Origin of the sequence: Streptomyces sp. Inha503 (assembly GCF_047215865.1) — a bacterium.
Classification (GTDB): Bacteria; Actinomycetota; Actinomycetes; order Streptomycetales; family Streptomycetaceae; genus Streptomyces; species Streptomyces lycopersici.
The window spans coordinates 340,621-355,337 of record NZ_CP178360.1 but is presented as its reverse complement, the minus strand read 5'-3'; the positions used below and the strand labels follow the sequence as shown (position 1 = coordinate 355,337).

The following is a 14,717-nucleotide window of genomic DNA, read 5'->3' as shown; positions in this document are numbered from 1 at the left end:
GGCTTCAGGGGCTCGCATGTTATTTGACTCCAAACCATACGGCGCCACGCGCATGGCGTGGCATTCGCAGCACCCTTAGCGTCTGGGCGCGCGGATGCCGCGGAACTCCCAGTCGCCGCCGAGCGCGGTGGACAGCACCTCCTCGGACTCGGTGGGCTGCGCGCCGACGTCAGTGCGGATCGCGGTGGGGCCGGTGACGATGTGGTTGGTGAGCCGGCCCAGACCCTCGACCTCGACCTCGACGATGTCGCCGGGCCGGACCGGGCGGGAGTTGGCCGGGGTGCCGGACAGCAGTACGTCACCGGGGTACAGGGTGATGGTGCGGGCGATGTCGGCGACGAGGTAGTGCATGTCCCACTGCATCTCGTCGGTCGAGCCGTCCTGCACGACCTCGCCGTTGACGTACGTCCGCAGGCTCTTGCCGCGGAAGTCCCAGTCGGTGACCAGGCCCGGGCCGAGCGGGCACAGGGTGTCGGAGCCCTTCACCCGGAGCATGGAGCCGGCGTCGGTGTCGCGGAAGTCGTGCAGGCCGTAGTCGTTGGCGACGGTGTAGCCCGCGATGTACTTTCCCGCCTCGGCCGGGGAGAGGTTCCGCGCCGTCCGGCCGATGACGATGGCGACCTCGCCCTCGTAGTTCAGCCACTTGCAGCCCTCGGGGCGCACCACGGCGCCCTTGTGGGAGTTCAGGGCCGAGGTCGGCTTGTGGAAGTAGGTCGGGGTGTCCGGCAGGCTGATCCGGAACTCGTCCACGCGGCTGCGGTGGTTGAGGTGGACGGCGATCACCTTGGAGGGCACGACCGGCGGCAGGTGGTGGGCCTCGTCGGTCTTGACGCGGCGGCCGTCCCCGGCGGCGAGTTCGTCGCCGTCGACGGTGACCTGGACGGCGGCGCCGTCGAGCAGGATGCGGCGGTATTCGGGCATGGTGGCCTTCCTAGGAGCGACGGTGCGGGTTGGGGGGCGCGGTTGTCACGGGTCCTCCCGTGCCGGTCCAGCCGTCGGCCGGGCGGTCGAACCACAGGTGGGCCTGGCCGGTGCCGACCGAGTTCTCGTATTCGCCGTACTGCCGGGCCCGCGCGGTGCAGGCCTGCTCGCCGAGGGCGCCGGCCATCATCAGGTAGTGGAAGAACTTCGCCTCGGGCTTGTACTTCCAGAACTCGTCCATGGTGTCGAGGACCTTGTCGTGGCGGCCCTCCTTGAACCAGGCGATCCGCTCGTAGTCCGCCTCGCGGGCCTCCGGCGTGAAAATATGTGCCGGGTCGCTGGCCTCGTGGTCGCGGATCTCGCGCAGCGGCCAGAAAGTGTGCGAGAGGGCGCCGGAGGCGATCAGCAGGACGCGGCGTCCGGGGGTGGCCGCGATACCGTCGGCGAGCGCCCGCCCGAGCCGCAGGTGGTCCTCCAGGTCGCCGGTCTGGCAGACGCCGATGGTCACCCACCGCTTGCCGGGCAGGCCCTCGCCGAGGAACTTCCACAGGTTGATCGTGGCGTAGAAGATCGGCAGGTAGTCGTCGTCGATCGCGGTGATCCAGGTGCCGTGCTTGCCGGCGAACGAGGCGATGTTGTGGGCGAGTTCGGGGTCGCCGGGGAAGTCGTACGGCATCCGGCACATGCCGCGCGGCAGCTCCTCGGAGGTGAAGAGCCCGGCCCGGCGCTGTTGCGCGGTGACGACGAACTCGACCGTGGTCGCCCAGTGGGAGTCCAGGACCACGACGGTGTCGTAGTCGTCCCGCTCGAAGACCTCCTCGCGCAGCTGCCGCAGGCCGGTGACGAGGGTGATCTCCTTGCCCTTGTTCAGCTTCCGCCGCTCGGCCTCCGGAAGCACGATGGTGGGCACATGGGCGAGCAGCCCTGCCCCGACGATCTCACCCATGGTTGGTCCGTCCGTTCGGTGCGGTGATGGTGTTCTTCAGGTCGCAGTAGAAGTCGAAGCTCCAGTCGCCGCCTTCCCGGCCGATTCCGGAGTGGCGGGAACCGCCAAAAGGGGCCCTCAGGTCGCGTACGAAGAAGCAGTTGACCCAGACCGTGCCGGCGACCAGGGCGGCCGTGACGCGCTCCGCCCGCTCGGAGCTGCCGGTGGCGATGGTGGCAGCGAGGCCGAAGCGGGTGTCGTTGGCGAGGCGGACTGCCTCGTCCTCGGTGTCGAAGGTCTGGAGGGTGAGCACCGGGCCGAAGACTTCTTCCTGGACGATCTCGCTGTCCTGGGCGACGTCGGCGAGGAGAGTGGGACGGTAGTAGAGGCCGCCGAGGTCGGTGTTGGGGCCTCCGCCGACGACCGCGCGGGCGCCGGCCGCGATCGCCCGCTGCACGAAGCCGTCGATCTTCTCCAGCTGGCGGGGGTGGATGTTGGGGCCGAGGTCACTGGCCGCGTCCCGGGAATCGCCCTGGGTCAGCGCAGCGGCCCGGGCCTGGAACCGTTCGGTGAACTCTTCGGCAACCGAGGACTCGACCAGGATCCGGGTGGCTGCCAAACAGACCTGTCCGGCGTTGTCGTACTGCTCGACGGCCAGTTCGACGGCGAGGTCGAGGTCGGCGTCGGCGAAGACCAGCAGCGGCGACTTGCCGCCCAGTTCCAGGCTGACCGGGGTGAGGTTGGCGGCCGCGGCAGCGGCGATGTGCCGGGCTGTGGGAACGGAGCCGGTGAAGCTGATCCGGCGGACGTCCGGGTGCGACACCAGGGTCTGGCCCGCTTCGGCGCCGTACCCCTGGACAATGTTGAGCACCCCGGCGGGCAGCCCCGCCTCGGCGGCGATGTCGGCCAGCAGCGAGGCGGTCAGCGGGGACCATTCGGCGGGCTTGAGGATCACGGTGTTCCCGGCCGCGAGTGCGGGCGCGACCTTCCAGGTGGCAAGCATCAGCGGCGCGTTCCACGGCGTGATCAGCACGCAAGGGCCCGCCGGGTCCCACGACACGTGGTTGGTGTGGCCGCGGGTCTCGAAGTCGTCGTGGTCCAGTCGCAGCAGCCGGTCGGCGAAGAACCGGAAGTTGTGCGCGACCCGGGGCATCACACCGCGCCGGTGCGAGCGCAGCAGGGCACCGTTGTCCGCGGTCTCGACCTGGGAGAGCTCCTCGATCCGCTTCTCGACGCCGTCGGCGATGGCGTGCAGCAGCCGAGCCCGCTCGGCACGGGGGGTCGCCGCCCAGCCGGGGAAAGCCTCGGCCGCCGCGGCGACCGCCGCCTGTGCCTCGGCGGCGCCACCGCGGGCGATCTCGGCAAGAGGGGCACCGTCGATGGGCGAGACGTCCGTGAACGTCGTCGCGGACGTCACCCGGCGGCCACCGATCCAGTGCCGCGTGTCGACGCTGACACCGGCAACGGTGACGGCCCCGGCGGCTGCGGCCGCCGCGGTCGTCTCGGTGACGGGGGGATCCGCCGGGGCGGCGGGCTGGTGGGGCATGTCCGATCCTCCGGATACGGGTTGGGGAAACAGCTCCTGGCGGAGCTGGGGCTCCAGACGTGTGTCAGCGCGGGCGGGGCGTGCTACACGGTGGCGTCGGCACCGGACGCGAGCAGCCGCCCGCCGTCCCAGACCACCCCGACCTGGCGGTAATAGGCGGCGATCGGCTCCTGGATCTCCAGCCGGGACAGTTCCTCGGTGGGCGCCTCGAAGAGTTCGAGTTCCGCGTCGCCGACCCAGGGCCGGCCGGCCTCGAAGGAAGCGGCACCCGTCTCGATCAGCTCGTTGAGCGCGAGCCCCCCGCCCTTCTCGATCGCGGGCAGCCAGCGGTGATGTGCCATGGGGTGGCCGTTGACGAATCCGTTGTCGGCGGCAGGCTCGCGCAGGGTGACCACGGCCTCCGCCAGCCGCCGGTCGGCGCAGGCCAGGGTCGCCCCGAAGCGGGCGCCGGACTCGATGCGCGGCGCGGGCCCGTAGGGGTGGGGGCGGGTCTGGTGGATCGAGCCGAGCTTCTTGGGGTAGCCCTGGTGCAGGCCGCGGGCGATGGCGAAGTCCTTGTCCACCCAGATGTAGACGCAGCGCGAGTATGTACGGCCTTGGTAGGAGCAGCGGACGACCGCGAACGCCTCCTTGTACTGGGCGCGCACCGGGTCGAGCAGTTCTTCTCGGGAATCGGAGCAGGACTGCCAGTCGGCCCAGATCAGCGCGACCGCGCCGGGATCCTCCTCGGCGAGTTCCAAGGGTTCGGGCAGGAGCTCGCGGACCCGTGCCGGGTCGGTGCGGTACTCGACGGTCAGCAAATCGCCGGAGTAGTGCCAAGGCGGAGCGGGGATCAGCGACGAGTTCCCGGTAGCCGTCTTGGGGTGGAAGTATCCGCGGACGGTAGCCACGAGGTCTCCTGAGGTCAGTAGGACGGGCGCCGGGCCGTGTCGCCAGGCGGGTGCGGATCGGCTGGCCGTGCGGACGCGGGGTCGGCCCCGTTGTACTGACGGGTGCCGTACACGAAGTGATCCCGGTGCGACGGTTTCCCAGTGGGGAGCGGCAAGACCCGGATCCCGAACACGCCCGATCGTTTGAACTCAAATGAAATGCATCCGGGCCTCGTCTGTCAAGGCCTCGTTCGGGGTCCCGGCCTCTCCACGGGGCCGCGCACACTCCGCAACCCCGCTCTGACCTGGACGGATGGCGTGACGTCGGCATCGGGCGGAGAGTGCGGCTTGGCACGGGAACTGCTGGTGGGCGACGGCATCGACTGCACCCGGCTTGCGACACGCCTCGGAACCGAGGCCGCTGCCGGATCTTCCGACTGCCTGATTCTCGTGCGGCAATCCCGCATGGCCAGGACGCCTTCGCGTATGCGGGGGAGTCGAGCTCTTGCGGGTGACGGGCGGGTAAGGCCGGCTCACCGAGCGGCGCCTCGGCTATCGCCGTGTCGCGGCCGCAGGTTGCATTGGTGATGAGCTCGGAGGCGACCGGGCTGGGCGTGTGGAGCAGATCACCGGCTTCGGGGCGTCGGGCCTCGCCTGTCACGGCCTCGGCCTCTCCGTGGTTCCGTGCACGCTCTGCGACCCTGCTCTGACCTGGGTGGATGGGCGTAGCATCGACGCCGTACAGAGAGTGTGGCTTGAATGGATCATGAACATCCCCTTGTGCGGGGGTGGCTGAATCCATATTGTTTGGCTTCAAACAAGACGCGGCTCGGTGATGACGCCCTCCGCGTACCCCGATCGCCGCGCACCGTCGCCGCGACGCCGCACCCCACTCTCCCCCTCCCAGGAGCCACCGGTGGATGCTCAAGAACCCCCGACTGTCCAGCAGCGCGTCGACCAGCTCGCCGCCGAGGGCATTGACGTCGTACGAGTCGGGTATCCCGACCTCATCGGTGTCGACCGGGGCCGCGATGTCCTCCTGAGCCACCTGCCCTCCGCCATGAGGCACGGGCTGACCTTCTGCCAGGCCGTCTACCACACCTCGCCCCGAGGAGACGTCGTCGACATCGCCGGCGGCCTGGCCGAGGGGCTGCCCGACGTGTGCGTGCACCCCGACCTGGACACCCTGGTCGCCCTGCCCTGGGAACCCGGAGTCGCCTGGTGCCTGGGCGACCCGACCGATCCCGCGACCGGGCAGCCCGTCCCCGAATCCCCCCGTGACCTGCTGCGGCGCGTCACCGGCGCGCTCGCCGACTCGGGAATCAGTCCCGTCGTGGGGCCGGAACTCGAGTACTTCCTGCTGGAACGGGATGCCGCCGCTCCGCAGGGGTGGCGCCGCTACCAGGGACTGGTCGGCAACGTCTACAGCAGCGGACTGCGCGGCGACCCGGACCGTCACCTGCTGCGCACGCTTCGGCAACTGGACGGCCTCGGCGTCGGGGCCTCCGCCGGCAACCAGGAATTCGACGAGGGCCAGTTCGAGATCAATCTGACCCACTCGGACGCCCTGGACGCCGCGGACCGCGCCTTCCGCTTCAAGGCGGCGGTGCGCGAACTGGCCCGAGCCGAGGGGCGGCTGGCCACCTTCATGGCCAAGCCGTTCAATGACAGCGGTGGCTGCGGTTTCCATCTGCACGTTTCCTGCCTGGACAGGACGGGCCGGAATATCTTCGACGCCCCCAGCGGCGCATACGGCCTGTCGGCCACCGCACACCATGCGATCGCCGGGCTGATCGGCCACGCGCCCGCGCTCGCCGCGCTGCTCAACCCCACCATCAACTCGTACAAGCGCTTCGGGCGCGACTCACTGGCCCCTTGGCTCATCGACTGGGGGCTGGACAACCGCAGCGCCATGCTGCGGATTCCACCGGAACGAGGGCCGGGCGCGCGTCTGGAGCTGCGGCTGGGCGACGCCAGCGCGAACCCTTACCTGGCGATCGCCGGCCTGCTCGCCGCCCTGCGTCTGGGGGTCGAGGCCAAGGCAGAACCGCCCACCCCTCTGGAGGGCTACGGCTACGACCCATCGCGCGCCGCCCGGCTGCCCCGGACGTTGGGCGCAGCGCTGGACGCACTCGAGGCCGACACCGAACTCACCGATGTGCTGGGCAAGCCGTTCGTCGACGCCTTCCTCGGCTACAAGCGCAATGAGCTGGAACGTTTCGAGCGACATGTCACCGACTGGGAGTTCGGTGAGTACGTCCAGCACGTCTGACCCCCGGAGACAGCCCCAGGCGGGGTGCGGTACCACCCCCGAGAACACTTCCCATCACCCCGGCCACCCCCAGCGAGGAGAAGACCCATGGACCTGAAGCGATGGCTCAATGCGGCGGTCGACGAGATCACCGCCTGGCAGCACACGTACGGACCCCACGACCGTCATGAATCGCTGCGTGTTGACGACAAGGCGCTCGCCGACGCCTTCGGTGAGCTGACCTCCCGGCTCCACGACAACTACCCCTTCTTCCATCCCCGCTACGCCGGCCAGATGCTCAAACCCCCGCACCCGGCCGCCGTCGTCGGCCACCTGGCTGCGATGCTCATCAACCCCAACAACCACGCACTGGACGGCGGGCCCGCCACCGCCCGCATGGAACGCGAAGCTGTCGACGCGCTCGCCACCATGTTCGGCTTCGGACAACACTTGGGGCACCTCACCACCAGCGGTACCGTCGCCAACCTCGAAGCGCTGTTCGTCGCCCGCGAGATCCATCCGGGCAAGGGCGTCGCCCACAGTGCCGATGCCCATTACACCCACGCCCGGATGTGCCACCTGCTCGGCGTCGAGTCCTTCCCGGTGGCCACCGACACCGCCGGGCGAATGGACTTGGACGCCTTGGAGGAGCTGTTGCGCACCGGCCAGGTCGGAACGGTCGTGCTGACCGCCGGCACCACCGGCCTCGGCGCTATCGACCCCATCCACGAGGCGCTCGCCCTGCGCGAGAAGTACGGCGTACGCCTTCACGTGGACGCGGCCTACGGCGGCTTCTTCACCCTTATCGCCGATGACACCTCGGAAGGTGTCACCGCCGCCCCCTACCGGGCCATCCCCCGGTGCGACTCCGTCGTCGTAGACCCCCACAAGCACGGCCTCCAGCCCTACGGCTGCGGCGCGGTCATATTCGCCGACCCGGCCGTCGGCCGCTTCTACCAGCACGACTCGCCGTACACGTACTTCACCTCCGCGGAACTCCATCTCGGCGAGATCTCCCTGGAATGCTCCCGCGCGGGCGCTGCCGCCGCCGCTCTCTGGCTCACACAGCGGCTGTTGCCGCTCACCCCGGACGGCCTCGGCGCGGTGCTGCGGCCCGGTCGACGGGCGGCCCTGCGGTGGACCGAGCTGCTGGAGAAATCCGATCTGCTGGCCCCCTACCAGCAGCCGGAACTGGACATCGTCACGTATCTGCCGCGCACCGGCCGCCTCTCGGAGATCGACCGGATCTCGGCCGCCGTCATGGAGGCTGGCATGTCAGCCCACCCCGACAAGGCTGTCTTCCTCGCCACGTATGGCGTCGAAGGCCGGGCACTGGCCGACCGAGGCCACCGGATCGAGGCGGACGTGCCCACCGGGCGGATCTTGCGCAGCGTGCTGATGAAGCCGGAAAGCGAGAACTGGCTCGACACGCTGCACGGTCGGGTGGAGGAACTGACCGCGGCCACGGGCTGACCCGACCCGGCCCCCCGGACCGCCCGTCCAGGCGCCGTCAGGGGCCCCGACCACCGGAGGAGAAGCAGACCATGGCCACTGCGCTGAAGCCGACCGCGCCCGCACGCGTCTACGACGTCATCGTCGTGGGCTCCGGCGGCGCGGGGCTCGTCGCCGCCTGCGCAGCCGCCGACCGGGGCGCATCCGTCGCCGTGCTGGAACGTACCCCACTCATCGGCGGCACCACCGCGATCTCGGGCGGGCACCTGTGGATCCCGTGCCACCCACACCTGGGCGCGCTGGGCCTGACGGACACCCGCGAGGACGCCCTGCGCTACCTCGACCGCATCACTCTCGGCAGTATCGCCGACCCGGTGATCGAGGCGTTCGTCGACAACGGCCCCCGCCTCGTCACGTACCTGGAGCGCGACCTGGGTATCCCGCTGTTCGCGGTACGCCGTCCCGACTATCACCCGGACTTCCCCGGTGCCGCCGAGGCCCGCACCCTCGAGCCACTCCCTCTGGACGCCTCCGCGCTCGGCTCCGGCCTGCCCGGTGTCCGCACCTCGCCCACCCGCCCCCCGCTCACCAGCGCCGAGGCCCGTACCGGCGTCCCCGCCGGACTGGTCGAGGAGCGCCGGTCCAAGGGGATCCTCACCCAGGGAGCCGCGCTGGTGGCCGGTCTGGTGCTGGCAGCCGCACGACGGGGCGTGGACCTGTGCACCGGACAGCGGGTGGGGGAGCTGATCGAAGAGGATGGCGCCGTGCGAGGTGTGGTCGTCCACCCCGCAGAAGGGGAGCGGGTCGCGCTCCGGTCTCGCCGTGCGGTGGTCCTCGCCTCCGGCGGCTTCGAGTGGAACCCTGCGCTGCGCTCCGACTTCCTCCCCCTGGTGCCCGCGCTGCCCGTATCACCGCCCGGCAACGAAGGTGACGGGCTACGCCTGGCGATGCGGGCGGGGGCACGGATCGCGGGGATGTCGGAAGCCTGGTGGACGGCCGCGATCGCGGTCCCCGGCCAGAGCTACGACGACCGGCCGATGACCCGCAACGCCGTCCGCGAACTCGCCTTCCCCGGCTCCATCCTCGTCAACGCGGCGGGCCACCGCTTCGCCGACGAGGCCAGCTCCTACAACGACCTCGGCAAGGCCTTCCTCGCCTTCGACCAGCAACGCCACACTTTCCCCAACGCGAGGGCCTGGCTGATCACCGACTCCGCGTTCCGCCAGCAGTACCCGATCGCCGGCCTCGCCCCGGGAACCCCGACCCCGTCGTGGATCCCCACCCACAGCGACCTCGGCGGCCTTGCCGCCCTGGCCGGAATCGACCCCCTGAACCTCACCGCCACGGTGAGCACCTTCAACACCCATGCCCGTAATGGCGTCGATCCGCAGTTCGAACGCGGGCACAACCCACATGACCGGTACAACGGGGACGGTGGCCACCAGCCCAATCCGTGCCTCGGCCCGATCACAACCCCTCCCTTCCACGCGGTGCCGGTGACCCTCGGCATCAACGGAACCAAGGGAGGCGTGGTCACCGACCACCTCGGGCGGGTCCTCGGATCGCCGGGGAACCCCCTTCCAGGGCTTCTCGCCTGCGGAAATGTCGCGCAGAGTCTGATGGGCCCCGGCTACGCCGGATCAGGCGCCAGCCTCGGCCCTGCCCTGACAGCGGCCATGACGGTCGGCGGCGAAGCGGCCCGGCAGCTCCCGGCACCGCGCACCTGACCCGCTCAGGCCACCCCGTTCAGCTCCCCGCACTGCCGCGGAGCATCAGTCCCTGTAAACCCCCCGCGCCTCTGTGTCCGCTCACCTCACACTCAAGGGTTCACCATGGCAGCACAACACGACGTTCCCGAAGGCAACGGGGAAGCCCCCGCGACGCGGCCCATAAAGATCGTGGGAGCCGCTTGCTTCGGCCACATGATCGAGTGGTACGAATTCGGCGTCTACGGCTATCTCGCCACAGTCATCGCCAAGGTCTTCTTCCCCGCTGCCAGCGACTCCGCCGGCTTGCTCGCCACCCTGGCCATCTTCGGCGTGGCGTTCTTCGCCCGACCCGTCGGCGCTGTCCTCTTCGGCAACCTCGGTGACAAGTTCGGCCGCCGCACCGTGCTGGCCAGCACCATCCTGCTCATGGGCGGCTCCACCGTGTTGATCGGTGTGCTTCCGACCTACGGCCAGGTCGGCGTTCTCGCCCCGGTCCTGATCGTCATCTGCCGACTGCTTCAGGGTCTCTCCGCCGGAGGAGAGACCTCCGGCGCCGCCACGTTCCTCGCCGAATACGCACCCCAGCGCCGCCGAGCCCTGTGGGCTACGAGTATCCAGGCGGTCGGCGTCATCGCCTTCGTCGTCGCTGCCCTGTTCGTCGCCGGCCTCACCGCCGTCCTCACCGAAGACCAGCTCTACAGCTGGGGCTGGCGCATCCCCTTCCTGATGGCCGGTCCGCTGGCCGTCGTCGGGCTCTATCTCCGCTTCAAGATCGCCGAGACCCCCGCCTACCAGAAGGTCCAGGAGGCCGCCCCGGTCAAACAGCCGTCCCCCGCCAAGGAGGCCCTGGTCCGCCACTGGCGGCCGATCCTGCTGCTCTTCGCGATCGTTACCGTCGAGTCGGTCGCCTCCTACACCGCCAAGACCTACCTGCCCACCTACCTCATCGCCACTGTCGGCCTCAGCAAGACCACCGCACTGCTCACCACCTCCGCGACGCTGGTCCTCAGTGCCGTTCTGGTTCCCTGCTACGCGCTGCTCAGCGACCGTGTGGGCCGCAAACCGCTGTTGATCGGCGGCACGGTCATACTGTTCGCGGTCAGCGTCCCCAGCTTCCTGATGATCGGCAGCGGCAGCGTGGCGGGCGCCGTGGCGGGCCAGATGCTGGCGATCATTCCGGGTACGGCCATCTCGGTGGCCGTCGTGGTGATGCAGACCGAACTGTTCCCGACCTCCGTGCGCTACACCGGCGCGGCCATCGGCTACAACACCGCCTACGCCGCCTTCGGCGGCAGCGCGCCTTTTGTGGCCGCCGCCCTGATCACCGCCACCGGCACCAAGCTGGCCCCCGGGTTCTACTTCATGGCCATCGCCGCGGTGTTCTTCGTGGCGCTCGTCAAGATACCCGAGACCTTCCGCCGGTCGCTCTCCGCCAACGCCGACAGTGGCTTCGGCACCGGAGCCGACAGTGCTTCCAGCGCTCGCGAACAGCAACCCGCCTAGCTGGCCGAGTCACGCATTCCGGTGGCGGGCGCGCCGTGTCGCCGCCCGCCACCGGGTCCGTCACCAACCGAGAGAGACCACCATGACCTCCTCCACCGGACGTTTCCAGGACAAGACCGTGATCGCCACGGGCGTGGCTTCGGGCCTGGGCCGTGCCACTGTCAAGCTCTTCGCCGCCGAGGGCGCCTCGCTGGTCCTGGTGGACCGCGATGGGGACCGCCTCGACGCTGCCGCACGAGAGCTCGACGCCATGGGCGCCAAGACCGTACAGGTCGTCGGCGACGTTTCGCAGGCCGCGACGGCCGACGAGGCCGTACGCGTCGCCGAAGAGCACTTCGGACGTGTCGATGTGCTCTTCAACAACGCCGGGATCGATCCACTGGACGCGCATTCCCTCGTCGACACCACCGAGGAAGTGTGGGACCGCACCATGGGCGTCAACGTCAAATCCGCCTTCCTCTTCGCCCGCGCGGCCATCCCCCCGATGCAGCGGACCGGCGGCGGCTCCATCGTCAGCACGGCGTCCTCCGCCGGGATCAAGGCATCGCCTCAGGAGGCCGTGTACGGCATCTCCAAGGCCGCCCTGATCGCGCTGACCCGCTCCCTGGCGCGGGACTTCACCTCCCAGGGCATCCGCGCCAACTGCATCTGCCCCGGCTTCCTGGAATGCGTCATGACCGACCGCCGCCAGGAGATGACCGAGGACGCACTGGTCAAGCGGTCCGCGCGGGCCGGAGATCTGGTGCCCATGGGACGCGAAGGCCAGTACGACGAGGTGGCCCACTCCGTGCTCTTCCTCGCCGGACCGGAGTCCAGCTACACCAGTGGCGCGGCCCTGGTCATCGACGGCGGCTGGATCGCCTGAACCACGCGCCGCGCCCCGACACCACCGCCCAGATCTCACCTGCTCGGGTCCACTCCGCTGTAAGGCCGCTCGGGAACAGGCGGCGAGGCGTGTTGGAACAGAGTCTGCTCCATGGTCGCGATCCTCGGCATCAGCATGGGGTGCGGGCGGTGACGCGGCGGTTGCGTCGTGACCGCTTCGCCGGACTGGCCTCCTGGTCGGGGCCGTCGTGGACACGCTTCAGCAAGGCTGCTGCGGCATCGGCAAGGGCCTCCTCGGTGCCGCCTGGGACTTGTTCCACTGCCCGGTCCCAGGCCAGCTCCCCGAAGGGGACGCCGACGCGGTGCAGGTGCTTCCAGAAACAACGCTCGACGTTGGGCGTAGGCCTTCATGCCGTGCCCCGGATGAGAGCGCCCACGAACCAGCTCTCCCCAAGACCGTTATGGCTCGAGTGGGACCAAAGGGTCTTGAGGCATGGTTTCCCAGCGGTCCCGTGGGTCAGTCGGCCCAGGCCCACTCCGTCACCTCCGGCATGTCGACCCCATGGGCCCGGATGTGGGAGTGGTGCCGGGTGCGGGCGTCGGCCATGGTCTGACGGACCCTGGTACGTGCAGGTTTCCGTGTCCCGCGCGCCGGTAGGGGAGCCGGTGGATCAGCCACGGGTATCCGTGGTAGGCGAAGATCACCGGCTTGTCGGGCGGGAAGAGGCCGTCGTACTCGGAGTCGGTCCGTCCGTTCGGATGGTCCTCCCTGGAGAGCAGCCGGGTCATGTCGACCACGTTCACCACCCGCACCTTGAGGTCGGGCAGGTGGCGGCGGAGTAGCTTGGCGGCGGCCAGCACCTCCAGGGTGGGCACGTCCCCGGCACAGGCGAGGACCACGTCGGGCTCACCGTCGTCGTCGGTGCTCGCCCAGTCCCAGACGCCGGCCCCGCGCGCGCAGTGGGCGTCGGCCTGGTCGAGGGAGAGCCAGTCGAAGCAGGGCTGCTTGCCGACCACCACGACGTTGACGAAGTCCCGGCTGCGCAGGACATGGTCCGAGACGCACAGCAGGGTGTTGGTGTCCGGCGGCAGGTAGATACGCACCACCTCGGGACTCTTGTTGAGGACGTGGTCGACGAAGCCGGGGTCCTGGTGGGAGAAGCCGTTGTGCTCCTGGCGCCAGACATGCGAGGTGAGCAGATAGTTGAGCGAGGCGACGGGCGCGCGCCAGGACAGTCGGCGGGAGGTGCGCAGCCACTTGATGTGCTGGTTGACCATGGAGTCGACGATGTGCACGAACGCCTCGTAGCAGGAGAACAGCCCGTGTCGTCCGGTGAGCAGGTAGCCCTCCAGCCAGCCCTGGCAGAGCTGTTCGGAGAGGATTCTCCATCACCCGGCCGTGCGGGTCGAGGTGTTCGTCCACGCCGAGCGTCTCGGCCTGCCATGCCTTGCCGGTGGCGCCGTACACGGCGTCGAGCCGGTTGGAGGCGGTCTCGTCGGGGCCCACCAGGCGGAAGTCGCGGCGGGTGGATGTCCGCCTCATGACCTCCTCGACGAGTGCGCCGAGCGCGCGCGGGGGCTCGTGGAGGGTGGCGCCCGGCCGGTCCACGGGCACGGCGAAATCCTCCAGCGGTGGCAGGGGCAGCTCGCGCAGTATCAGTCCCCCGTTGGCGTACGGGGTGGCGCCCAGGCGCCGGCGCCCCTCGGGGACGCGGGCCAGGACGTGGGGCAGCGGCCGTCCGTCGGGCCCGAAGAGTTCCTCGGGACGGTACGAACGCAGCCACTCCTCCAGCATCCGCAGATGCTCCGGGTTGTCATGGATTCCGGAGAGCGGGACCTGGTGGGAGCGCCAGGTGCCCTCCACCGGCACGCCGTCGACCTCGCCGGGACCGGTCCAGCCCTTCGGGGTCCGCAGCACGATCATCGGCCAGAGCGGGCGTTCACGGGAGCCCTCCTCGCGAGCAGCCCGCTGGAACTGGGCGATCCGGTCGAAGGCCAGGTCGCACGCGGTGGCCATGGCGCGGTGCACCTCGGCCGGGTCGTCACCGGACACGTGGATCGGCTCGTGGCCGTTGCCCCGCATCAGCGCGTCGAGTTCTGGCCAGGGGAGGCGGGCCAGGACGGTGGGATTGGCGATCTTGTAGCCGTTGAGGTGGAGGATCGGCAGCACGGCGCCGTCGTGGACGGGGTCGAGGAACTTGTTGGAGTGCCAGGAGGCGGCCAGCGGCCCGGTCTCCGCCTCGCCGTCGCCGATCACACATGCGACCACCAGGCCGGGGTTGTCGAACGCCGCGCCGTAGGCGTGGGCGAGGCAGTAGCCCAGCTCGCCGCCCTCGTGAACACGGAGGGCCCGCCGTGTCCTGGCCCCCAGATGGCCAGGACGTCGGCCCCGCGGGTCTTGATATCTGACCTACGGACAGGTAGTTGGCGGCACGCCAGTGGGCGTCCAGGGCGTGCAGTTCGTCATCGCGGAGCACGTTGGTGGATCCGGGATTCTCTGCCGTAGTCATGGTCGCTCCAGGGAAGGCGCCGGGGCACGGGACGTCGAGCTGGTCCAACTCACGGATGCGTGGTTCAGCGGATACGCGGTTCGTGGGCGGCGGCCGTCCGTGGTGTCCCGTCACTCGTCCGCCGGGGCCACCACCGGTGCCGCGGCGCTCAGCGGCACGGCGTGTGTCACCCGGCAGAGGCGTGTGCCTGGGGTGCGGTGCCGCCC

General features: G+C 69.9%; 9 protein-coding genes and 1 pseudogene. 5 read left to right on the top strand and 5 right to left on the bottom strand.

Features of this window, described 5'->3' with window-relative positions; all coding sequences use genetic code 11:
- Positions 1-75 precede the first annotated feature (75 nt).
- The 4 genes from ACJX2R_RS01545 to ACJX2R_RS01530 form a co-directional block, all read right to left on the bottom strand.
- Positions 76-921 (bottom strand): fumarylacetoacetate hydrolase family protein, encoded by an 846-nt coding sequence (locus ACJX2R_RS01545; protein ID WP_413098375.1) that lies wholly within the window; start codon positions 919-921, stop codon positions 76-78.
- Positions 922-931: 10 nt separating this feature from the next.
- Entirely contained in the window at positions 932-1,867 is a 936-nt protein-coding gene (locus ACJX2R_RS01540; RefSeq protein ID WP_413098374.1) for a 3,4-dihydroxyphenylacetate 2,3-dioxygenase, read from the bottom strand.
- Positions 1,860-3,392, bottom strand: coding sequence for an aldehyde dehydrogenase (locus ACJX2R_RS01535; RefSeq protein ID WP_413098373.1), 1,533 nt, complete (start codon positions 3,390-3,392; stop codon positions 1,860-1,862). The genes ACJX2R_RS01540 and ACJX2R_RS01535 overlap by 8 nt, the downstream gene beginning before the upstream one ends.
- An 83-nt stretch (positions 3,393-3,475) precedes the next feature.
- On the bottom strand, positions 3,476-4,282 hold the full coding sequence (locus ACJX2R_RS01530; protein WP_413098372.1) for an acetoacetate decarboxylase family protein: 807 nt from the start codon (positions 4,280-4,282) through the stop codon (positions 3,476-3,478).
- Positions 4,283-5,177: 895 nt separating this feature from the next.
- On the opposite strand from ACJX2R_RS01530, the gene ACJX2R_RS01525 reads away from it, so the two are divergent.
- The 5 genes from ACJX2R_RS01525 (at position 5,178) to ACJX2R_RS01505 (ending at position 12,041) form a co-directional block, all read left to right on the top strand.
- Positions 5,178-6,533 carry a glutamine synthetase family protein gene (locus ACJX2R_RS01525; protein WP_413098371.1) on the top strand — a complete coding sequence of 452 codons (1,356 nt, stop codon included), beginning with the start codon at positions 5,178-5,180 and terminating at the stop codon, positions 6,531-6,533.
- An 87-nt stretch (positions 6,534-6,620) separates the two neighbouring features.
- Positions 6,621-7,985, top strand: a complete 1,365-nt coding sequence (locus ACJX2R_RS01520) for a pyridoxal phosphate-dependent decarboxylase family protein (RefSeq protein WP_413098370.1) — start codon at positions 6,621-6,623, stop codon at positions 7,983-7,985.
- Between the two features lie 71 nt (positions 7,986-8,056).
- Complete coding sequence (locus ACJX2R_RS01515) at positions 8,057-9,691, top strand: FAD-dependent oxidoreductase (RefSeq protein WP_413098369.1); 1,635 nt, start codon at positions 8,057-8,059, stop codon at positions 9,689-9,691.
- Between the two features lie 105 nt (positions 9,692-9,796).
- Positions 9,797-11,176 carry an MFS transporter gene (locus ACJX2R_RS01510; RefSeq protein WP_413098368.1) on the top strand — a complete coding sequence of 460 codons (1,380 nt, stop codon included), beginning with the start codon at positions 9,797-9,799 and terminating at the stop codon, positions 11,174-11,176.
- A gap of 82 nt (positions 11,177-11,258) precedes the next feature.
- A complete protein-coding gene (locus ACJX2R_RS01505) occupies positions 11,259-12,041 on the top strand; it encodes an SDR family NAD(P)-dependent oxidoreductase (protein WP_413098367.1) in 783 nt (260 codons plus the stop codon).
- A gap of 477 nt (positions 12,042-12,518) precedes the next feature.
- Here ACJX2R_RS01505 and ACJX2R_RS01500 read toward each other — a convergent pair.
- Positions 12,519-14,511, bottom strand: a pseudogene (locus tag ACJX2R_RS01500) (phosphoketolase).
- Between the last annotated feature and the right edge of the window lie 206 nt (positions 14,512-14,717).